At 58.9% G+C, this 21,727-nt stretch carries 16 protein-coding genes; 6 read left to right on the plus strand and 10 right to left on the minus strand.

Annotated features, from left to right (window positions below):
• Positions 1-54 precede the first annotated feature (54 nt).
• The 5 genes from OK142_RS14600 to OK142_RS14620 form a co-directional block, all read right to left on the minus strand.
• Positions 55-1,791, minus strand: coding sequence for a methyl-accepting chemotaxis protein (locus tag OK142_RS14600; protein WP_498683501.1), 1,737 nt, complete (start codon positions 1,789-1,791; stop codon positions 55-57).
• A 336-nt stretch (positions 1,792-2,127) separates the two neighbouring features.
• Positions 2,128-2,604, minus strand: coding sequence for a chemotaxis protein CheW (locus OK142_RS14605; protein ID WP_003504949.1), 477 nt, complete (start codon positions 2,602-2,604; stop codon positions 2,128-2,130).
• A gap of 266 nt (positions 2,605-2,870) precedes the next feature.
• Complete coding sequence (locus tag OK142_RS14610) at positions 2,871-7,031, minus strand: translocation/assembly module TamB domain-containing protein (protein WP_498683503.1); 4,161 nt, start codon at positions 7,029-7,031, stop codon at positions 2,871-2,873.
• 45 nt (positions 7,032-7,076) lie between these two features.
• Positions 7,077-9,002, minus strand: coding sequence for an autotransporter assembly complex protein TamA (locus tag OK142_RS14615; protein WP_498683504.1), 1,926 nt, complete (start codon positions 9,000-9,002; stop codon positions 7,077-7,079).
• Between the two features lie 175 nt (positions 9,003-9,177).
• Entirely contained in the window at positions 9,178-9,429 is a 252-nt protein-coding gene (locus tag OK142_RS14620; RefSeq protein ID WP_003492347.1) for a YMGG-like glycine zipper-containing protein, read from the minus strand.
• 370 nt (positions 9,430-9,799) lie between these two features.
• Between OK142_RS14620 and hemA the strand changes: the two genes are divergently transcribed.
• Positions 9,800-11,017 (plus strand): 5-aminolevulinate synthase, encoded by a 1,218-nt coding sequence (gene hemA, locus OK142_RS14625; protein WP_035241168.1) that lies wholly within the window; start codon positions 9,800-9,802, stop codon positions 11,015-11,017.
• 39 nt (positions 11,018-11,056) lie between these two features.
• Here the strand turns inward: hemA and dxr are convergent, their stop codons facing one another.
• A complete protein-coding gene (dxr, locus tag OK142_RS14630) occupies positions 11,057-12,250 on the minus strand; it encodes a 1-deoxy-D-xylulose-5-phosphate reductoisomerase (RefSeq protein WP_498683506.1) in 1,194 nt (397 codons plus the stop codon).
• A 186-nt stretch (positions 12,251-12,436) separates the two neighbouring features.
• On the opposite strand from dxr, the gene OK142_RS14635 reads away from it, so the two are divergent.
• Together OK142_RS14635 and OK142_RS14640 are read left to right on the plus strand one after the other, a co-directional pair.
• On the plus strand, positions 12,437-13,138 hold the full coding sequence (locus tag OK142_RS14635; protein WP_082183019.1) for a phosphatase PAP2 family protein: 702 nt from the start codon (positions 12,437-12,439) through the stop codon (positions 13,136-13,138).
• A gap of 33 nt (positions 13,139-13,171) precedes the next feature.
• Positions 13,172-14,434: an FAD-dependent oxidoreductase gene (locus OK142_RS14640; RefSeq protein WP_498683509.1), complete on the plus strand. Its 1,263-nt coding sequence runs from the start codon at positions 13,172-13,174 to the stop codon at positions 14,432-14,434.
• Positions 14,435-14,440: 6 nt separating this feature from the next.
• On the opposite strand, the gene OK142_RS14645 is transcribed toward OK142_RS14640, so the two are convergent.
• Genes OK142_RS14645 through OK142_RS14660 form a run of 4 tightly spaced genes read right to left on the minus strand, consistent with a single transcriptional unit; the run spans position 14,441 to position 18,338 of the window.
• Complete coding sequence (locus OK142_RS14645) at positions 14,441-15,367, minus strand: ROK family protein (protein WP_498683511.1); 927 nt, start codon at positions 15,365-15,367, stop codon at positions 14,441-14,443.
• Positions 15,368-15,370: 3 nt separating this feature from the next.
• Entirely contained in the window at positions 15,371-16,537 is a 1,167-nt protein-coding gene (gene nagA, locus OK142_RS14650; protein ID WP_498683513.1) for an N-acetylglucosamine-6-phosphate deacetylase, read from the minus strand.
• Positions 16,534-17,556 (minus strand): SIS domain-containing protein, encoded by a 1,023-nt coding sequence (locus OK142_RS14655; protein WP_498683514.1) that lies wholly within the window; start codon positions 17,554-17,556, stop codon positions 16,534-16,536. Before OK142_RS14655 ends, nagA begins: the two co-directional genes overlap by 4 nt.
• A gap of 26 nt (positions 17,557-17,582) precedes the next feature.
• Positions 17,583-18,338 carry a GntR family transcriptional regulator gene (locus OK142_RS14660; RefSeq protein WP_003492326.1) on the minus strand — a complete coding sequence of 252 codons (756 nt, stop codon included), beginning with the start codon at positions 18,336-18,338 and terminating at the stop codon, positions 17,583-17,585.
• Between the two features lie 439 nt (positions 18,339-18,777).
• On the opposite strand from OK142_RS14660, the gene OK142_RS14665 reads away from it, so the two are divergent.
• Genes OK142_RS14665 through OK142_RS14675 form a run of 3 tightly spaced genes read left to right on the plus strand, consistent with a single transcriptional unit; the run spans position 18,778 to position 21,710 of the window.
• Positions 18,778-19,959, plus strand: a complete 1,182-nt coding sequence (locus OK142_RS14665; protein ID WP_498683516.1) for a Gfo/Idh/MocA family protein — start codon at positions 18,778-18,780, stop codon at positions 19,957-19,959.
• Positions 19,960-19,971: 12 nt separating this feature from the next.
• The gene (locus OK142_RS14670) at positions 19,972-20,856 is read left to right on the plus strand and encodes a carbohydrate ABC transporter permease (RefSeq protein WP_003492321.1); all 885 of its coding nucleotides are present in this window, start codon (positions 19,972-19,974) and stop codon (positions 20,854-20,856) included.
• Complete coding sequence (locus tag OK142_RS14675) at positions 20,853-21,710, plus strand: carbohydrate ABC transporter permease (RefSeq protein WP_003492317.1); 858 nt, start codon at positions 20,853-20,855, stop codon at positions 21,708-21,710. The genes OK142_RS14670 and OK142_RS14675 overlap by 4 nt, the downstream gene beginning before the upstream one ends.
• Positions 21,711-21,727: the final 17 nt, after the last annotated feature.

Consider the following 21,727-nt stretch of genomic DNA (forward strand, 5'->3'; position numbering starts at 1 on the left):
CGCCAGAGGCCACCATCTGTCGGTGGCCTTCCGGCCTTGGTGCGGTGTTAATATCTAAAACTCCGCCCATTCTGCCGCCACGTTCCCATGAGATCTCGCTGCGGAATATCGCTGTTGCGGTGCTGGCAGCCTGGTGACGATGGCTGGCTTCCTGTCGCCCGGTTGCGCAGAGGAAAGCGAAGCCTCATGCGAGATTCTGAACTGACGCAGCAATTCGTGTAGCGTTTCAGCTTCATTGGCGAGGCCGTGGCTGGCGGCGGTGGTTTCCTCCACCATGGCGGCGTTTTTCTGGGTTGCCTGATCCATGACATTGACGGCCTGGTTTATTTCCCTCAACCCATTCGCCTGTTCGCGCGAGGCTTCGACGATGGCCGAGACATTGGCATCGATTTCGCCCATCTGGGACTGAATATCCCGCAGAGCGCCGCCGGTTCTGCCGACCAGATCAACACCATTGGCCACCTGTTCGCGCGAGGTGTTGATAAGGGACTTGATTTCCTTGGCCGCAACGGCGGATCGTTGCGCAAGTTCCCGGACCTCCTGTGCCACGACAGCGAAACCCTTGCCCGCTTCACCGGCACGGGCAGCTTCGACGCCTGCATTCAGGGCAAGAAGATTGGTCTGGAAGGCGATGTCGTCTATGACGCCGATAATGTTGGTGATTTCGCCTGAGGAGCGCGAAATAGCGTCCATGGCGGAAATTGCCTGCTGAACGATTTCACCGGAATGCTCCGCATGATCTTTCGTGCGCAGCACCAGCTTCCCGGCCTCGCCGGCGCGCTGGCTGGCATCGGTGACGGTGGTGGTGATTTCCTCCAGCGCGGCTGCGGTTTCCTCCAGCGAGGCGGCCTGCTGTTCGGTGCGCTGCGAGAGCTGATCCGCAGCTATGCGTATCTCTCCCGAGCCGGATGCGATTGTCGAGGCGTTGTGGGCGATCGTCTGCATTGTGGTCTGGAGCTTGCCGACCACGTCGTTGAAGTCGTGCCGAAGCTTCTCCATGCTTGGCACGAAGCTATTGTCGAGGCGCTGCACCAGATCGCCCTCGGCCAGTGCCTGCAGGGCATCGGCAAGAACCGTAATGGCGCTCATGCGCGGCGTGACGTCGGTTGCGAATTTTACGACTTTCACCACCTTGCCCGCCTCATCCAGCACCGGATTATAGGCGGCTTGGATCCATATTTCCTTGCCATTCTTTCCGTAGCGTACGAACTCGTCAGAAATGAATTCTCCCGATGCCAGCCGCGGCCAGAAATTGGCATAGGCCGGAGACGCTGCGTAAGCGGGATCACAGAACATGCGGTGGTGCTTGCCCTCGATTTCCTTGAGGTCGTAATTCACCGTAGCGCAGAAATTCGGATTGGCGGTGATGATCGTGCCGTCGGGGAAAAATTCGATGGTGGCCTGAGAGCGGGAAAGCGCCTCGAGCTTGCCGGCGTCTTCGACGGCCTTGATCTTCTTGGCGGTGATATCGGTCGCGATCTTGATGACCTTGTAGGGTTTGCCCGAACGGAAGACCGGATTGTAGGAAGCTTCGATCCAGATGACCGAGCCGTCCCTGCGGATGCGGCGATATTCCTTGGCCTGAAATTCGCCTCGGCCGAGGGATTCCCAGAATTCCTGATAGCTGCGCGAGGCTGCGAGATCCCGGTCGCAGAAGATGCGATGATGTTTGCCGACGATCTCGGCGAGCTCATAGCCGAGCACCTTGCAGAAATTGCTGTTTGCCGTGAGAATATTGCCTTTAAGATCGAATTCTATAACCGCCTGCGATCTGGATATCGCATCGAGCATGTTTCGGTTATCTGCGCTTTTCCCTAACCCCAGCATTGGACGTCCCCCAAATATCGGTCCACGGTGCGGCGAACTACACTGTTATGCGGTTCACGCCGTATTAGTTTGAACATCGGACAGGTTCTGCCGCCGAGGCGGCAATTCAGGCACTTGCGACTTCTTGGCCTCGGTCGGGTATCCTTTTAGTGTGTACTGATCTTCGGCCTTTAATATTAGATATCTATAATATTAAAATGTTCTTATTTGATAAAATGAGACCAGCACAAAAAACAAAAACCGCCGGGCTTGTGCTCCGGCGGTGCTGTCTTATTGTCGACAATCGAAGCGAAGGGCTGCTTAGGCCGCGAGATCTTCCGCTTCTGTTCCCTTGAACATCTTTGCAAGGTTCAGGAAGCAGATCATGCCATGTTCGTTGGCGATGATGCCTTCGGAATAGGACTTGTCGAAAGAGGCGGAGATTTCCGGAACCGGCTGGACCTGATTTGCCGGGATCGTCAGAATGTCGGACACGCGGTCGACGAGCATGCCGATGACCATGTTGTGCACTTCAGCCACCACGATGGCGCTTCTCTCATTGGCGACGGTGCTCTTCATGCCGAGCTTGTGGGCCAGATCGATGATCGGAATGACCGAGCCGCGCAGGTTCATGACGCCGATGACGTCTTTCGGCGCGTGGGGAATGGGCGTGGAAGGCGCCCAGCCGCGGATTTCGCGGATGGTCGTGGTCTTTACGCAGAATTCCTGATCATGCAGGCGGAACGCGATGATTTCGAGCGTCTCACCGCCAAAATTGGTAGAGTTAATCATTGCCATCAGAATTCTTCCCAATGCTCGCTGTGGAGGCCGGCGCAAGTGCACCGACACTTGCATATGCGGATTTGGCGTTCTGCCTGGTGCCTGAACAGCCGGAAACAATATTTCCGTCTTCATTCAATGATTCTTACCATGAGATGGTTTCGCAAACCTAAATGCGGACCGGCCCCGGAGCGTTTTCGCTTTTCTTCGAATCGCGAAAACACTCTCCCTTTGATTCTGCGCATTGTCCGGACGTAAAATCGCTACGCACTTTTACTGGAATGCTAGTATTCCTTCTCGTAAAATATGCCGGCAGCGCCTTCGCCATCGCCGCCTGCTTCACCGCGCAATTTCACGCCGCGCCCGACATCGAGGTTGATTATGGCTTTGGCGCCGGAATCGCCGCTTTGCTGCAATTCGAGATAGGTTCTTTCATTGAGATATTTGCCGGCGGAAACGCGGGCCTGGCCCTCTGAATCGGTGGAAATATCCAGATCATCGACGCCGAGATTGCTTCTGAGCTTGTCGAACAGCGAGGTTGAGCGACCGCCGGCCAGCTGGGCGGCGGCATCTGCCAGTCGGGCGATCTGCAAGGCGGAGAGTTTTGACATGGACTGGCCGAAGATCAGCTGAGCCATTACCTCGTCCTGCGGAAGGGCAGGGGCCGAGGAGAAGGCGAATGTCGGATCGTTGGCGTTGCCGGAAACCGCGACCGTGACGGTAGTTGAACCGACCGTCGAGTCCGCCTTCATATCGAGAACCGGGATGAGGCCGCCACCGAAGCTGATGTTGCCGGTGGTGAAATCAAGACGACGGGTAAGGATTTCGAGCCTGCCGCGGCGCATTTCAAAGCCGCCGGAGATGACGGGAACGGCCGCCGTGCCACGGATCGTCAGATTGCCCGTCAACTCGGCGTCGATGCCGCGACCGCGCACGAAGATGCCGCTTGGGGCATTCACCTGCAGATCGAGATTGATGGTGGAGGAACTGCCGCTGCCGCCCTGATCGCCGCCAAGCGCCTTCGCCTGCGCCCGCACCTGCGGCGGGGCATTCTTGTGTTTGACATTGATTTCCGTCAGCGAGGCCGGAAGTTTTTCGGGAATGGTGATGGCGCTTCTGTCGAGCGTCAGATTGCCGCCGAGAATGGGCGAATTCAGCAGTGGGCCTTTTAATGTCAGCGTGCCGCTTACCACAGTGGTCACCAGCGTGCCGTCATTATAACCGGCGCGATCCAGCGTGATCGAAATATCTGCGGGGAAGCCCGAGCCACCGGCTATGCCGACGCTGCCGGTTCCCGAGATTGTGCCGCCGCCTGCCAGCTTGCCCGTCAACCGGGAAATGACGGCGCGGTCGCGATCGAAAGTGATGGTTGCACCCAGTCCATTGACGGTCAGGTTCCGGCGCACGTCGGTCAGGCGCGTGCCATCTGTGGTGATGCTACCGGTCACGACGGGTGCGGATGCGCTGCCGGAAATCTTCACGTCGATGGCGGCTGTGCCATTCACATCGAGGCCCTGGGCGGCGGTCTGCGCTGCAACCGCAGAGAAGGGCAGCCTGCCGGTAAAGGCCATGGAAAGCGGCCGATTGCCGGCGATGCCAAGGGAACCGCCGCCCGAAAGCGACATGCCGCCCTGGCCGGTTACATTGGTGTCGATCTGCAGCGTACCGGCGGCAAAACGGCCGTTTGCCTTGATGCCAAGCGCTGCAAGCCCGGCGGCGCGGGTCTGCGAGACCTCGGCATTCGCCCAGTTCAGATTATAATCAACCGAGGGGTCGGATGCCGCCCCCTTGGCGCTGACGGTGCCGGATATGCTGCCTGCCGCATCCAGCCCGGCGGCGAAGGCGTTTGCAAGACTGGCGGGAAGCGAACGGATATCGGCATTGATGTCGAGCGTCGATCCGGCAGTACCGTTGACTTCCACGCGCCCGTCGCCGGTGATGATGGTCAGACCGGAAATGCGGGCCGTGCCGTTCTCGATCGCGATGGTGCTCGGCTTTTCGAGCCGCACGGCGATGCCCTTGGGGGCGGCGGAAAAGGCGTCGATCCGCACGGTCATCGGCGAGCCGCCGGTATCGGCGCTGCCTTTTGCCACCAGCGGCGCATTGTCGTAGCGGCCGTTGACGTCGAATTGCGTTGTGGTGCCGGAATGGCCGATGGTCGCCTTCAGTGCGGAAATCGATGCAGCACCCGCATTGACGCTGTCGGCACTGACCCTGCCATTGATGGCGAGCGCCTGCAGGTCATCGATGGAGATATCGGCAGCCAGCTTGGAGATCGTCGTCGTGCCCTGACGGATGGTGCCGCCATTCGCCTTTATCGTTGCGGCAATCCGGCCATTTTCGTTGCTCAGCGCTATATCGCCGGCGACGTCGCCTTCCGCCTGTTGTGCGGCAAGGGCTGCCAGCAGAGCCAAATCCGGGAAGTTGAAGGAAAGATTGCCGGAAGGGAGGAATTGCTGCGAAAATTGCAGCTGCCCGTCCAAGATATTGCGGCCCACCGCGACGTGAAGCTCGGGGATCGCCGTGCCGTTTTCGGTCTGCACCACATTGGCGTTGGCGTCGATCTTCTGCTGGTCGAGGCTGCCGCTGGCCGTCAGTTTCGCCTGCGGGGCCTTGGGATCGGCCTTGCCAGAGGCATTGACCTTCAGTGCTTCGAGTTTTCGTCCGGCAAGGATCGCACTTTCGGAACTCAGGGTGACATTGAAATCAGGTGCGGCAAGCGCGCCGCTGGCTTCGATTGCAAAATCCGCAACGCCTTTGGCCTGCGGCGTCAGCTTTTCGAGCGCCGGAAATTTACCTGTCAGATTGGCGCTCAACGCGTCGTTTTCGAGGCTGACATCGCCGGCCGCTTCGATCGTTCCTGATTTGACCACGAGGTTCTGAACGCTGGTGCGCCCGCCAATGATCAGGTCGATATCGCCCTGGAGAGCGATGGTGGTATCGAATTTTTCGGCAAGCGCCGGCGGCAGGGTGGCGGGCAAAGCGAAGAGCTGCACGCTGGATGTCAGGCGATTATTGGCAAGGTCGAAACTGCCGTTCAGTGTTCCGCCCACACTGGCGCTTTCCAGCGTCGCGCCGTCAAAGCCAATGGCGGAAGAGGTGAGGCGGAGCGGCGCCTTGACGGTGACGGGCGCGCGCACAAGCCGGTCGATATCCGGGCTGACGAAGGACGATTGCGCGACGGAAAGGACGGTCTGGATGGTGCCGCTCTGGTCGGCAATATTGAGATCGGTGCTTTCCGCCGTCAGCTTGATATCGTCAAGTTTGCCTTGCGGCAAAGAAAGGCTGCGCAATGACGCCGTGGTCTTGAGATGTGCGGCATCGGCGTTGCCCTTCAGCGAAAGATCAAGCCCGTTGATGAGGGCCTGAACCTCGCCATTGCTCAGCGGCCAGCGAAAATCTACCGGACCGGCGGTGCCGATGAGGTTCGCGCTGAGATCGTTCTGGCCGTTCGGATCGACGATGCCCGAGGCTGTCAGCAGCAACGTGCCGGTCTCCAGCGTGCTGCTGCCGATTTCGATGCGGCCCTGCGGTGAGAGCGTGGCGTTTGCGTCAAGTTTCGTCTCGCCGGCAAAAAGCTGGCGGAAGGCGGGAGGCAGAAGCAGATCGGGCTGGCCGCCCCCCGCAATCTCGATGCGGCGCGTGCCGTCATCACCAAGAAGGTGGTGGCCGGTGACATTGACGACCTGGTTGCCGGCGACGTTGCCGCGCAAGGTGCCGGTCCAATCGGAAAGCGGACCCTCGCCGTTCACGTCGATCGCCACGGCGGGCGTGCCGGGCAGCGAAAGCAGCGTGGCGAGCAGCCCGCCTTCGGGCTCCTTCATCTCCGCTTTCAGCTTCAGCACATTCTCATTCGGAAGAAATGCGACATCCGCATTGACGGAGGCATTGGGAGCATTCAGCCGGTTGGCCGTCAGCGACAGCCGCATATCGTCCTGCGCCGCCTTCAGATTGCCTTCGGCCGTCAGGTCGAAGGGGCGCCCTAGGAGCGACTGCCCGAGGCTGATATCGGGGAAGCTGAAATTATCGATGGCGATTTCGATTGGCAGCGAGGAGTTGCCGGAGCTTGCTGTCGCGGTTTCCTCAGTGGGAAGCGGCTTGCGCTCGACGTCAATCGATCCGGCCGACACCCTGTCCGCGTGGAAGGTTCCGGCAAGAAGCGAGAGCGGCGACCAGTCGACGGCGATCTGGTTCACGCGGGCATAGGGTCCCTGACGGTCCGAAAGGGTAACATTGTCGAGCCGCAGGTGACCGGTCAAAAGCCCGCTCGGAGGCGTGATTTCGATCGTCTGATCGGGCGTGGAAACGAGCGATGAAATCTGCTTTGCGGCAATTCTCGCGCCCATCGGGGTAAAGCCAACGAACAGAACCGCCAGCAATACCAATACAACGCCGCACAATGCAGCGTAGCCCAGCCATTTCAGCAATCGAATCAACGTTTTCATCAAGGGTAATCTACACTCTGTTGTAAGGGTGTTCGACTGCGGCGTTTAAAAAGACTGGCCGATGCCAGCATAAATGCCGAAACTGTTGCCGCCATCATATTTATCAAGCGGCATGGCAACATCGAGACGCAGTGGCCCGAAGGGCGTCGCGTAACGCAGACCAATACCGGCGCCAGCCCGGATATCGGAGAAATCGGGGGTCACTTCGTCCGAAACCACGCCGGCATCGATGAAAGGCACGATGCCGATCGTATCAGTGACCTTGATGCGGGCTTCGACGGAGCCTACCACATAAGAGCGGCCGCCGGTTGCATCCCCGGCTGCATTATAGGGCGATATTTCCTGGTAGCTATAGCCGCGAACCGAGCCGCCGCCGCCGGCGTAAAAACGCCGGGTGGTCGGTATGTCCTGCAGGTCGCTGCCGCCGACCAGCACGCCGCCTGAGAGTTTTCCGGCCATGATCAGCCGGTCTTCGGCGCCGAGCCCCTTGTAGCCCGTGATGGAGCCCTCGAAGGAGGAAAAGAACGTGCCGTTCAGCGCCTCATAGCTGGGCTTTGCCGCCACTGATGCACGGAAGCCTTCGGTGGGGTTGAGCTTGTCGTCGCGTGTATCGCGCACGAATTCCAGCGGTATGGAGGTGGTCAGATATTCGTTCTTGCCGAAAGCATCTTCGGTATCGGCCCATTGGACCTCAAGACCGGCGGCCGCGGTGTCCGTATCGTTCAGCTCGTAACTGAAACCGGCCGTTCCCGTCAGCGTCTTCGCCTCATAGGTATCGGGATGTTCGGTCTTGGCGATAAGGCTGGTCTTGAAGGTGGTGCGCGGATTGAACATGCCGGGCTTGGTGAAGGTGATGCCCGCCGAATAATCCATGCCTTCGACGCTGGATGCTTCGGCGATGCGCGAAACCGAACCTTCGATGCGCAGCGATTCCGCCTGCCCGAACAGGTTCCGGTGGCCCCAGTAGCCCTGGAGGCCGATACCTTCGGTGGTGGAATATTGTGCACCGACACCGAAATAACGGTGCTTGCCCTCGGACACCTCGATGGTGAGCGGAATGGTGCCGTCGCGCGAAAGCGTTCCGGCTTCCTTGATTGTCAGGCTGGAAAACACGCCCAGCTGGCGCAGCCTGTCCGCAGCCTTGCGCAGCTTTTCCGGCGAATAGGGCTCACCGCCATTGAGGCGCGAATAACGGCGGATGAAGTCTCCATCGACGGTTTTTTCACCGGTGACGGTTACCTCTCCGAGGGGGGCAATAGGCCCGCCTTCGGCGGCCATGGTAATGTCGACCGTATTCGTCGCGTGGTTTGCGACCGCCTCGCGTTTCGTCAGCTTTGCAAGCGGGCGGCCTTCGGCTTTCAGATCCTCGATCAGCTTGTTGCCGGCGCGGATGATTGCCAGAGATCCGGCATCGCCGCCGGTGATGAGACCGTATTCTTCAAGGTTGCGTCCCGTCACATCGCCTTCAAGGCGGACGCTGCCGAGCGTGAATTTAGGACCCGGCGTCACCGTTATGACCACCGGTACGGGTGCGCTGTGGTCGAACACAGGATTGGGGGGCAGATCGTCCACGTCCTTGCCGGCGACCGTGACATTGACGATGCCGCCATACCGGGCGTTTTCATAGAGAGCTGCGATCAGCCTGTCCCTGTCATCTCTTGCCTTTATCAGAAGGCCAAGATCGCCGGAGGCGGGTTTGTCCTTGTCTGCCAGAAGGAGCGAGCTGTTCTCGAGGCTGCCTGTCAACGATTTGTCGGCATCGGGCGCGTTGAGCGTGACGGCATATTTGACCGGATTGATAACCTCAACCTCCGGTTCTTCCGAACCCCAGAGGCGCACACCGAACAGTTTGAAGGCAAAGGCGTCGCGGGCAAAAGCCGGATACAGGGCGAACGCCATGGCAACCGCAAGAGCGGTGCCAGCTTTCCGATACGCAATACCTGTCTTCGGGTTAGTCCGTTTTCTTCGCATAAGCTGCTTTATGGTTGAGCATTTATTTTGGCTCTAACCCGTTTCCTGTCCGTTAACATTGCAATTTAATCATAAATAAACGGCGTTGAGGACCCTTTGGCTTGCGTTTTGCCCGTCTTAACGCAAAAAGCCCCGGGTGACCGGGGCTTCTGTGCAACGGTATTTCGCGATGCGATTAACGGCAACGCGCCGTGTAACGCTGACCGTACTGGTCGCGATAATAGCAATAGCCCGGCTCGGATGCATTGCCGATCAATGCGCCGCCTACGCCGCCGATCGCTGCGCCCACTGCCGCGCCACGAACATTGCCCGTGATAGCGCCGCCAAGGACCGCACCGGAAACGGCACCGATCGAAGCTCCCTTTTCAGTCTGCGTGCAGCTTGCAAGCGACAGGCCGACCAGCGCAAATATGATTGCCTTTTTCATGAAACTCTCTCCAACGTTACAATGAGCTCTTCGGCTCGGTAGGCGTCCCATATTTATCTGCGGCGACTGCTACCTCCGACCGCCACAGATAACTAACAATTCGATGCCATTTAGGGAAGCCTCGAGTTCAGGCATTCCTCCGAGCGTAAATCGATTGCGTCCCAAACAACGGCGCGTCGCGAAAAAGGTTCCAAAATTCGCGGTTTTTTGATGTGAATCAATTTTGTACTTTTCATTGGGTTCTATAAACGGTTTATTGGAATGGTTCAAAACAACGGCGAATTGACGCAGACGCGGTTAAAGTGGCCCAAAAGGGTTGACGGTCCCGATGTCGGGGGAGAAAACGATCTGGTCAATTCTGGAGCATGGCATGGACTTCGAGGCATTTTTCACGGCGGAACTGCAGAGCCTGCATTCTGAGGGACGCTATCGCGTTTTTGCGGATATCGAGCGCCAGCAGGGCAATTTTCCCCGCGCGACACGGTACAACGCCAATGGCGAGCGCAAGGACGTAACGGTCTGGTGCTCCAACGATTATCTCGGCATGGGCCAGAACCCGAAAGTCATCGAAGCCATGAAAGCCGCCATCGATCACTGTGGCGCGGGTGCGGGAGGCACCCGGAATATTTCTGGCACCAATCATTACCATGTTCTGCTTGAACAGGAACTTGCCGATCTGCACGGCAAGGAATCGGCGCTGATCTTCACCTCGGGTTATGTGTCCAACTGGGCGACACTCGGTACGCTCGGCCAGAAAATTCCGGGCCTCATCATTTTCTCCGATGCGCTGAACCATGCGTCGATGATCGAAGGCATCCGTTACGGCCGTTGCGAGCGGGTGATCTGGAAGCACAATGATCTCGAAGATCTCGAGGCGAAACTCAAGGCGGCCGATCCGAACGCGCCGAAGCTCATCGCTTTTGAGTCTGTCTATTCGATGGACGGCGATATCGCGCCGATCAAGGAAATCTGCGATCTCGCCGATCGTTACGGCGCCATGACCTATCTCGATGAGGTTCACGCCGTTGGCATGTATGGACCGCGCGGCGGCGGAATTGCCGAGCGCGAAGGTCTCATGGATCGCCTGACGATCATCGAAGGGACGCTCGGCAAGGCCTTCGGCGTGATGGGCGGTTATATTACCGGCTCTACGGCGGTCTGCGACTTCATCCGCTCCTTTGCCTCCGGTTTCATCTTCACGACGGCCCTGCCGCCGTCGCTTGCCGCCGGCGCGATTGCCTCGATCCAGCATCTGAAGGCAAGTCCCTTCGAGCGCGCCCGCCATCAGGACCGGGTGCGCAAGCTGCGGGGTCTTCTCGACGCGCGCGGCATTCCGCATATGGACAATCCAAGCCATATCGTGCCCGTGATGGTCGGTGATGCTGCCAAGTGCAAATGGATTTCGGATATCTTGCTCGACAATCACGGCGTCTATGTGCAGCCGATCAACTATCCGACCGTGCCGCGCAAGACAGAGCGCCTGCGCATCACGCCGACACCGCTGCATACCGATGCCGACATCGAGCAACTGGTCGGGGCACTGCATCAGCTCTGGTCGCATTGCGCGCTGGCTCGTGCAGTGGCCTAAGGCCGCAGTTCAAATATCAAGAGAAGAACGGGGCCGCGTTTACGCGGCCTTTTCTTTGGTGGCGATCAGTTCCCGCGCGTGGTTCCGGGCTTCGTCGTCCGCCGCGAACACATCGTCAATCGTTACGCCGGATCGGCCATCATGCATACGGTCCATGACCGTTTCGACGATCTCGGCCATATCGAGAAACCCGATGCCGCCCTCGACGAAGGCGTGGAAGGCGGTCTCCTCGGCTGCGTTAAGAGCCGCGCCCTGCAGGCCCCCGCGCTCCAGCGCCGTGCGCGCCAGACGGAGCGCCGGGAACCGGATCTCGTCGGGCGCTTCGAAATCGAGCCGCGCCAGTTTTGCAAAATCCAGACGCTCGACATTGAGATTGCCGCGCTCGGGGTAGGTAAGAGCATAGGAGATGGCGGTTCGCATATCGGGCGAGCCGAGTTGGGCGATGTAGGAGCCATCGCTGTAACCGACCATTGAATGCACGATCGACTGCGGGTGGACGATCACCTCCACCTGATCGGGTCTGAGATCGAAGAGGTATTTCGCCTCGATCATTTCCAGACCCTTGTTGAACATGGAGGCGCTGCCGATCGACACCTTCAATCCCATGGACCAATTGGGATGGGCGCGGGCGATATCCGCCGTAACATTGGCCATCTGCTCCCGCGACCAGGTGCGGAACGGTCCGCCTGAAGCCGTAAGCACGATGCGTTCCACGGCCTGTTTGTGTTCGCCCGTCAGGCACTGGAAGATCGCGCTATGTTCGCTGTCGACCGGGATCAGCCTGCCGCCGCCCTGTTTGACCGTACGCAGGAAAACATCGCCCGCCGAAACAAGGCATTCCTTGTTGGCAAGTGCTATATCCGCGCCGCGCCGTGCGGCCGTCAATGTGGGTGCGAGACCGGGTGTTCCCGCTATCGCCGCCATTACCCAGCCTGCCTCCATCGAGGCTGCCTCTTCAAGGCCTGATTTGCCTGCTGCAACCTTGATGCCGGTGCCGGAAAGTGCGGATTTCAGCGCCTCGTATTTGTCATCCTCGGCAGTCACCGCGAGCTCAGCGCCGAATTCGCGCGCCTGTTCCGCCAGAAGGGTGATGTTGCCTGCGCCGGTGAGCGCCATGATCTCGAATTGGCCACGGCCCCCCAGCTGACGCACGACATCCAGCGTGTTCGTTCCGATCGAGCCCGTCGAACCCAATATCGTCAGCTTGCGCGGCATTTCACTGGCAGTCGTCATCTTCAGTCCGTCGGTCGTTTCCGGTTCGCACCTTCCGGTGCATGACATTCCCCGAAACCGCTACACAGTTTCGGGCGACATGCATTAGCCTCTACTCGCGAAAACCAGCCATAACAAGGACAAAGCCCGGCTATTGTTTTTGTGGACGGCAAAGCCATATGCAAGAAAAACGATGAGAGGATATTGATGCGACGTTTCCTTGTTTCCAGTGGCTGGATTTTTGCGGCGAGCATTGTGCTGGTTCTGGTCTTTATTCCTTTTGACCCGCGCCTTTCTGAACGTGCCCAGGCCCTGCCGGGAACGATCGTTTCCTTCAATCGCTCTATTACCGATTTCGGAACATTCAGCTGGATGCTCTATTCCACGGGGGCTCTCGCAATCCTTGCCTATGTCGGCGCGCGCGTTTTGCAGGCGCGGACCTATGCCGGGCGGCTGCGAACCGCATGGCGGCTTCTCGCCTATTTCTTCCTGACGATCGGTACGGCCAGCATTCTCGTCCACACGCTGAAATTCCTGATCGGGCGGGCGCGGCCGGAGCTTCTTCTGGAGATGGGCGCCTACAGCCTCACGCCCTTTACCGGCGACAATCTCTATGAAAGTTTCCCCTCCGGCCATTCGACCGCTGCCGGGGCATTTTTTGGCGTCTTCGCCATGCTGATGCCGCGTTTCCGCTGGGTGTTTCTCCTGCTTGCCCTCGTCATCGGCGTTTCGCGCGTCATTGTCGGTGCGCATTATCCAAGCGATGTCGCCGCCGGGCTGTTGCTTGGCATGTGGACTGCCATGGCCTTCGCCTTTATCTTCGCCCGATCCGAAATGCTTTTTCGCTTCGATGCGCACGGCTGGCCGCAGCCGAAAAATGCAACCCTTCCGGCGGCGGATTCACGATAAAGACCTTTAAAGGGACGGAAACGGGGGAAGGTGATGGAAGAAGCGAAAGTCGTAGCGCAAAATGACGGTAGTGGCGTTCAACACATCCGCACGTCGGTCGTCGTGGCGGGCGGCGGGCCGGCCGGCCTGATGCTCGGCCTGCTCCTTGCCCGCAGCGGCATCGATGTCACGGTGGTCGAGAAACACGGGGATTTTCTGCGTGATTTTCGCGGCGACACCATCCACCCTTCCACGCTGGAATTGATGGAGCAACTGGGTTTTATCGATGAGTTCCTGAGCCTGCCGCATACACGCGCGCCACGGCTGAACGCAGTCATTGGCGGCGAGCGCATCACGATCGCGGATTTTTCGCGGCTGCCGGTCCGGCATCGCTTCATTGCGTTCATGCCGCAATGGGATTTTCTCAATTTCATCGTCGGCAAGGCCGGGCAATATGAAAATTTCCGGCTGCTGATGAATGCGCCGGTAACCGGCCTGATCGAAAGGGACGGGCGTGTTGGCGGTCTCATCGTCAATACGCCGGAAGGCGCGATCGAGATCGCCGCTGATCTGGTGGTGGGCGCGGACGGCCGCAATTCCATCGTCCGAGAGGCGGCTGGCCTCGAAGTGCAGCGCTTCGGTATACCGACCGAAGTGCTGTGGTTGCGCCTTTCGAAACAGCCGGGTGATCCAACCGAAACCATGGGGCATGCGGGCTCGCAGCAGGGTTTCGTGATGATCAACCGCGGCGACTACTGGCAATGCGGTTATGTGGTGCGCAAGGGCTTTTTCGCGGACATAAAGCTGCAGGGAATTGAAGCCTTCAGGGACAGGGTCGCGGAAATCTGCCCTTTCCCGCGCGAGAGGCTCGATGAACTCAAAAGTTGGGATGACGTGCATCTCCTGACCGTTCGTATCGACCGGTTGAAGCGCTGGTGGAAACCCGGCCTCATCTGCATCGGCGACGCGGCCCACGCCATGTCGCCTGTTGGTGGTGTCGGCATCAATCTCGCTGTTCAGGACGCCGTGGCCGCGGCCAATGTGCTCGTGCCGGTTTTCTTGTCCGGCCGGGCCGTTGCCGATGACGATCTCGCCGCAATTCAGAAACGCCGGTCCTTTCCGACCAAGGCCACACAGTTTCTGCAGCGGATGATGCGTATCGGCCGCAAGAAAGAGCAGGCGGATACGGATAGGGTGGAAAAGCCCAAAGGCCCGCCCGCCTTTGTGCGGGCGATCATGCGATTTCCGCTTTTTGCCCATTTGACCGGCCGGCTGGTGGGGCTGGGCTTTCGTCGGGAAAAGATCAAGACGGTGTAAGGCGGCTTAAGCCGCGTTCCCGATTTCCTTCGCATATTTCAGCCCGATAACAGCCGAACCGATCAGACCCGGCTCGATCCGGCAAATGGCGGGCACGACGAGCGGGCGGTTGAAGCGCCTTAGAATGCGGCTCCTGACGGCCTCGTCCAGAGCGCCCACAAGTTCCCTGGAATTCGAAAGCCCGCCGCCAACCGGGACGATGGTCGCGCCGGTAACATTGATCACCATTGCCAGCGGTGAAGCGAGAATATCGACGAGGACATCGATTGTTCTTGCGGCTTGTGCATCGCCTGCCTGCCAGGCGGCAATAATATCCTCGCTGGTCATATCCTGCCGGTGAAGATGCTGATGCAGCTTTTCCATGCCGCGGGCGCTGCCGATCGCATCGACGCAACCGGTGAGCCCGCAACCGCATTCGAAGCGCGGCAGCGAGACCGGCGGGTTGCCCGCCAATGTCGCGGCCACTGGCCCGTGGCCCCATTCACCGGCAAAACCGCCATCGCTGTTGATGAGCTTGCCATCGATCACCAGCCCGCCGCCGACACCCGTTCCGAGGATGACGCCGAAGACAACGCGATGGCCTTGACCGGAGCCGATTTCCGATTCGGCGATCACGAAGCAATCCGCGTCGTTCGAAACGATGACGGGAAGGTTGAGCGCCTTTTCGAGCTCGTCCTTCAAGACGGTACGGTGAATACTGGGAATATTGGCAACGGTGGCCTTGCCCGTTTCCGGATCGATGACGCCAGCAATCGACAGCGAGACGCAGCCGGGTGTGCCGCCGCTCTCGTCGATGACGGATTTCAGGCCGGCGGCGAAGTCCTCGAAACTGGTTTTCGGCGTCGGTATACGCGGTACGGGGCGGATATCGTCCGGGGCATGGGCAATAGCGCCCTTGATGGTCGTTCCGCCAATATCGAAACAAACAATCATTGTTCACACTCCGGAACGCTTGGCATCATAGATTTTTTCTCCTGATATCCATGTGGAATGCATCTGGAGGTCTGGTGTCAGCATGACGAAATCAGCATCGAAACCGGGCAGGAGTTTTCCCTTGGCTGACGCGCCGATTGCCTCCGCCGGGTAGGCGGATGCCATTCGCAGGGCTTCTTCCAGCGGTGTTTCCATCTTCTCATGCATGAAGCGGATGCAGGAGAGCATGTCGATATCCGCGCCTGCAAGCGTGCCGTCGGCCAAGGTCAGACGGCCGCCATTGCGATAGACCTGCCGGCCGTTCAGTTCGAAACCGTCGTCATCCGTGCCGATGGTGGACATGGCATCGGTGACGAGGAAAATGCGGGCCGGACCATTCTTGGCACGAAGCGCAATGCCGATTGCAGCCGGGTCGACATGGAAACCATCGGCGATCAGCCCGCAATCCAGTCCACCGTTCGAAAGCGCGGCTCCGACCAGCCCCGGTTCGCGGTGGCCAAGCGGGCTCATCGCGTTGAAGAGATGGGTCACCATGGATGCGCCGGCTTCAGCATAGGCCGTCGCGACATCGAGGCCCGTGTCGGTGTGGCCGAGGCTGACGATGATGCCGGCTTCCTTCAGTGCTGCAACCTGTTCGGCCGTCACGTTTTCGGGGGCAATGGTTGTCAGCACGAAGGGAAGTTGTGCCTTGCAGCCGGTCAGAACTGCAAGATCGGCCGTCTCCATCTTGCGGATCAGCGCCGGATCATGCGTTCCCTTGCGCGCAACGGAAAGATGCGGCCCTTCGAAATGCAGACCGAGGAAACCGGGCACCTGCGCCTTGCTGGCGGCAATGCCCGCCTGCGCTGCCTCAGAGGTCACGTCCGGCCGGTCGGTGATGAGCGTGACCATCAGCGCCGTGGTGCCGAATTGCGCATGAGCGGAACAGATGCGGGCAATGCCGGCCACATCCGGCTGGTTGTTGAACATGACGCCGCCGCCGCCATTGACCTGGAGGTCGATGAAGCCCGGCGCGATCAGCAGCCCATTCACATCGATCGTCTCGGTGTCGGCGGGTACGCTGTCCGAAATTGCGGCAACGTGTCCGTCGCGGGTCAGAAGCACCCTGTCATCGTGCCACGCGACGCCATCGAAAATGCGTGCGCCGATAAATGCCCTGGTGCCGCTCATTGGGTTTCCGTGACCTTCTTCAATGCCACCGGCGCATCCGGGTTGAAGCCTCTTGCGCGCGACAATTGCTCGATGAAACCGTAAAACGGCGCGATCAGCAGCAATGCATCGGTCAGCGGATGGTTGGTTTCCACGAAGGGCAGGGGCTTGGCCGGGCTGCCCTTGGCGGAAGTGACGAAAACATTCGCGCCTTTTTGAGCGAGGCTTGCGGCGATATCCGTTACGGAGGTTTCGGCGCGATCGCGCGCGGCAAAGGCGATGACCGGAAATTTCGGTGCGACCAGCGAGACCGGGCCGTGCATGACTTCCGCCGAAGAATAGGCTTCCGCATGCAGCTCGCAGGTTTCCTTGCACTTCAACGCGGCTTCCGCGGCAATCGCAAGGGCGGGACCGCGACCCAGCATATAAAGCGATTCCTCGCCCTTCACCGCCTCAGCGATCTGGCTCCAGTCAAGCGCAATGGCTTTCGCGAAGTTCTGCGGCAGGGCGCTGACGGCCTTGGCGAGCAGGCTGTCTTCCGTCCATTCGGCCAGGATCGCGAGGCCGGCAACGATGGAATTGACGAAGGACTTGGTCGCGGCAACTGCTTTTTCCGGTCCTGCCTGGATATCGATCGCCTGATTGGCCGCATCGCCAAGCGGAGAGGGCAGGGTGTTGACGAGGGAGAAGGTGAGTGCGCCGCCCTTGCGGGCGCTTTGTGCCAGAGCAACGATGTCAGGGCTTTTACCCGATTGCGACACAGCGAAGGCCGCCGCCCGTTCCAGCCGCAGTTTCGTCTGGTAGATGGAAGCGAGCGAGGGGCCGAGAGAGGCCACCGGAAGGCCGGTCTGCAATTCGATCGCATATTTCAGAAAATGTGCAGCGTGGTCTGAGGAGCCGCGCGCAATCGTGACGATAACGGCCGGATCGCGGCTTTTCAGCTGGCTGCCGGCCTCGTGGAAATCATTTTTCGCATTGTCCAGCAGACGGGCGACGGCATCGGGAATCTCGTTGATTTCCTGGCGCATCAGGGTTGTCATCGTTTTCTGTCCTTGGTCGATTTGTTTCAGTCGGAGGTCATCGTCAGTTCGGCGACGAGGTCATAGGCGTCGCTGCGATAAAGGGCGCGGGATATTTCCATGAGGCGTCCGCTTTCCAGATAGGCCATGCGCTGCACGGAAAGTGCAGCCGAGCCCGGCGGAACGCCAAGCAGCAGGGTTTCCTCATCCGTCAGGTTGCGGGCGGATATGCGCTGGATGGCGCGGACGGGGCGAATGCCGTTTTTCTCAAGCTCCAGATAAAGCGAGTTTTCCACCAATTGCGGGTCGGGCAGAATATCACCCGGCAGGCTGGTAACTTCGAGCGCGATCGGCTGGTCGTTTGCAAGGCGCAGTCGCGTCAACCGGGCAACCATGGCGGATTGGGAAAGGCCGAGAGCCATCATCTCGTCACCGGTCGGATAAAACAGTCCCCTGTCCAGCCAGCGGGTGCTTGCGGCCATGCCGCGGCGGCGCATATCCTCGGTAAATGAGGTCAGCTTCGTCAAGGGCTGCTGCATGCGGGTGATGGGCTTGACGACAAAGGTGCCCGAACCGTGCCTGCGGACCAAAAGGCCGTCGCGGACAAGATCGTCGACGGCCTTGCGCACCGTGACACGGCTGACGCAGGCGCTTTCGGCAATATCGCGCTCGGGCGGCAAGGCGTCGCCATGTTTCAGGCGGCCGGCATTGATGGCATCTTCAATCGTCTGACGCAGTTTCAGGTAAAGCGGGCCACCGCCCCCCGATTGCAGGTCCTCCAGATTAAGCGCTGCGCCGTTCATGCATAACCTCTGTCACAATCGATGTGGCGAATTTTGGCTATACCATAAGCATCGCAATCGGCAATACCAAAATAGAACCATTAGCGTATTTGTACGATAAATCGGTGTTTTTTTCGAGTTTTTGCTGAATAATCGGGCTATGTGCTTGATATTTTCGCATTAACCAAAAAAAATTTCCCACCGCAGGAATTGCTCTAGACGATTGGCATTTTTTTGGTATTGTTTTTTGCGTTGGTGGCTGCAGCGGTCTGTTTCGCTTGCGCTCCAACGGGAAAAGTCGATCTCCGGTCCTCCGCAGGGTTGGCGAAATCGAATTTAGCTTGACCGTTGTGAAAATTAATTTCATCGTGGCAGGAAATTATCGCAGATATGTGAATAACCAGCACAGAAATGGTTGCTTCTGCGAAAATGAATTACGAATGAACAGGGAACAAAGTTCATGAAGGTGGGAATTATCGGACTCGGATTCCGTCTCGGTTATCTGGGCTACGTTTTTCATGAGATCGACAAGGATTTCGAGATCGTCGGTTATGTCGATCCCGCCCCGGCTGGTCTTCCGGGTATCAAGGAAAAAGGCATTTCGGCCGGCAAGGCCTATGACAGCCCCGAGGCGCTGATCGCCGGCGAGAAATTCGACCTCTTGATGATCGGCTCGCCGAACCATATGCATCTCGAGCATATCCGCATCGGGCTTGAAGCCGGTTGCACCATCTTCTCCGAAAAGCCCATCGTCGTCAGCATCGAGGAAAGCCTCGAGCTCGCCCGGCTGCTCAACAAGCATGGTCATGAGCGGCTGCTGGTGGGTCTGGTCCTGCGTTATTCGCCGCTTTACCGCGATCTGCGCGCCGCGCAGGCCGAAGGCAAGCTGGGCGATGTCGTTTCCATCGAGGCTTCGGAACATATCCCGCCGTATCATGGCGCGTTCTTCATGCGCGACTGGCGGCGTTACGAAAATTATTCCGGCTCCTTCATGCTGGAAAAATGCTGCCACGACCTTGATCTCTACAATGGCGTTGTCGGTGCGCGGCCGCGTTTCGTGTCGAGTTTCGGCGGGCGCAAGAGCTTCACGCCTGCGAATGCCCCACAGAATGACGGTATCAACGACATGGAGGTCTACCATCGCAAGCCAAGCGGCTGGATGGGCTCGGAAAAGGTCTTCGACAGCGACGGCGACATCATCGATTACCAGACGGCGATCGTCGAATATGAGAATGGCGCGTCGCTTGCCTTCCATACCAATCTCAACGTTCCCGACGATTTCCGCCGTTTCTGCGTCATTGGCGCCAAAGGCATGGCGGAGGGCGATTTCGTCCGCGGTTTCCTGAACGTGCACAATGCCCGGACCAACGAAAAGACTGTCGCCAAGACCTATTCGGCGGCGACTGCGCTCTCCCAGCATTACGGTGCGGATGAGCAGATGGCCGAGGACGTGATCGACCATATCGTCAAGGGCACGCCGCTGCCGGTTTCCGCACTTGATGCCATCGAGGCCGGCATTCTGGCGCTTGCCATGGATGAGGCGCGCCACGGCCGCAAGGTGGTGGATCTCAAGCCGGTGTGGGAGGAATACGATCTGGCGCTCCACGGGCAGCCGAAGACGCCTGCGGCGAAATCGGCTTAAGGGGGCGCGGCGATGGATGCGAAACGCAGCGCGGTCGTCTTTGCCTGGCTTCTTCTTCTGCCGGCACTTCTCTACATCACGGTTATCGTTGCTTATCCGCTCGTCGATACCTTCATCCTGTCCTTTACCGATGCGTCGCTCAGAAAAACGACGAATTGGGTAGGCTTCATCAATTACGACAAGATCTTCAACGCGACTTTTGCCGATGTCATCACGCGGACCTTCATCTGGACGTTCTTTTCCGTCTCGATAAAGATGATCATCGGCACATTTGGCGCGGTCCTTCTGAACTCTGCCGTTCCCGGCCGCGCCCTGTTTCGCATCCTGACCATGCCGCCCTGGATCGTGCCGATGGCTATCGGCATCTTTATGTGGGGCTGGATGTATAACGGCCAGTTCGGCATGATTTCCGGTGTTCTTCAGAACCTGGGTCTCGTGAATGGACCGGTCGCTTTCCTCGCCTATGGCAACACGGCCTTCTGGGCGACCATCATCACCGACGTGTGGATCGGCGTGCCGATGGTGACGCTCTATCTGCTGGCGGCAATCCAGGCCATTCCGCAGGACCTCTATGAGGCGGCCTGGACGGATGGGGCAAGCCGCGCCTACCGCTTCCGCCGCATCACGCTGCCGCTGATGCTGCCCGCCATGATCACCATGTCGATGATCTCGCTGATTTCGACCTTCAATTCGTTCGATATCATCTGGATCCTGACGCAGGGCGGTCCAACCGGCCAGACGACGACCATGATCATCGACACGTACAAGACCGCGATCGGCTCCTACAAATACGGTGAGGGTGCCGCCCGCGCCGTGCTGATCTGCATCTTCCTGTCGATCTTCACCTATTTCTACTTCCGCATCACCAGCCGTATCTCGCAGGAGGCCAGCCGATGACCGACAAGAATGCGATGATCAACCGCTACAGGTGGTATGAAATGGTCGGGATCTATTGCGGCATCGCCGTGTTCCTGACCTTCGTCCTGGCGCCTTTCGTGGAAGGATTTCTGGTTTCGCTGAAACCGCTCAGCCTGCTGTTTTCCTCGCCGTATAAATTCTGGCCGGAGAACGGTTCCTTCGAGGCCTATAGGACCATGTGGGTCAGCGTTCCCGGCTTTGCCCGCTACGTCTTCAACTCCTTCTTCATTTCGACGATCTCGACGATCATCGTTCTGCTTCTGGTGGTGCCGGCCTCCTATGCTTTTGCCCGGTTCCAGTTTCGCGGTCGCGGACAATTGCTCGGCGCGTTTCTGGCGATCAACATGTTCTCCGGCGCGGTGCTTCTGATCCCGCTTTACCGGCTGATGCGCAATATGGGCGTGCTGAACACCTATCTGGCGATGATCATTCCCGGCGCCGCCTTCCTGATCCCCACCGCCATCTGGCTCTTGCGGACCTACATGCTGCGTATTCCACGTGAGCTGGAGGAAGCGGCCTATGTGGACGGCGCGAGCTATTTCTATACCTTCCGCCGGGTGATCCTGCCGCTGGCGATGCCGGGCATCGCGGTCGTCTCCATCACCACCTTCATCGGCGCTTATGCCCAGCAGTTCATCTTCGCGCTCACCTTCAATTCCAAGACCGAATATATGCCGCTGCCCATTGGTCTGTTCGCTTATTTCGGTCGTCAGGAAGTCATCTGGAATGAGTTGATGGCAGCCAGCTTCGTCGGCATTGCCCCGGCCATGGTCGTCATCTTCTTCATGCAACGATATCTCGTCAGCGGTCTGACCGCCGGCGCGGTGAAATAATCAACAATCGGAACGAC

The organism is Agrobacterium sp. BT-220-3, assembly GCF_025910175.1.
GTDB classification, from domain to species: Bacteria; Pseudomonadota; Alphaproteobacteria; order Rhizobiales; family Rhizobiaceae; genus Agrobacterium; species Agrobacterium oryzihabitans.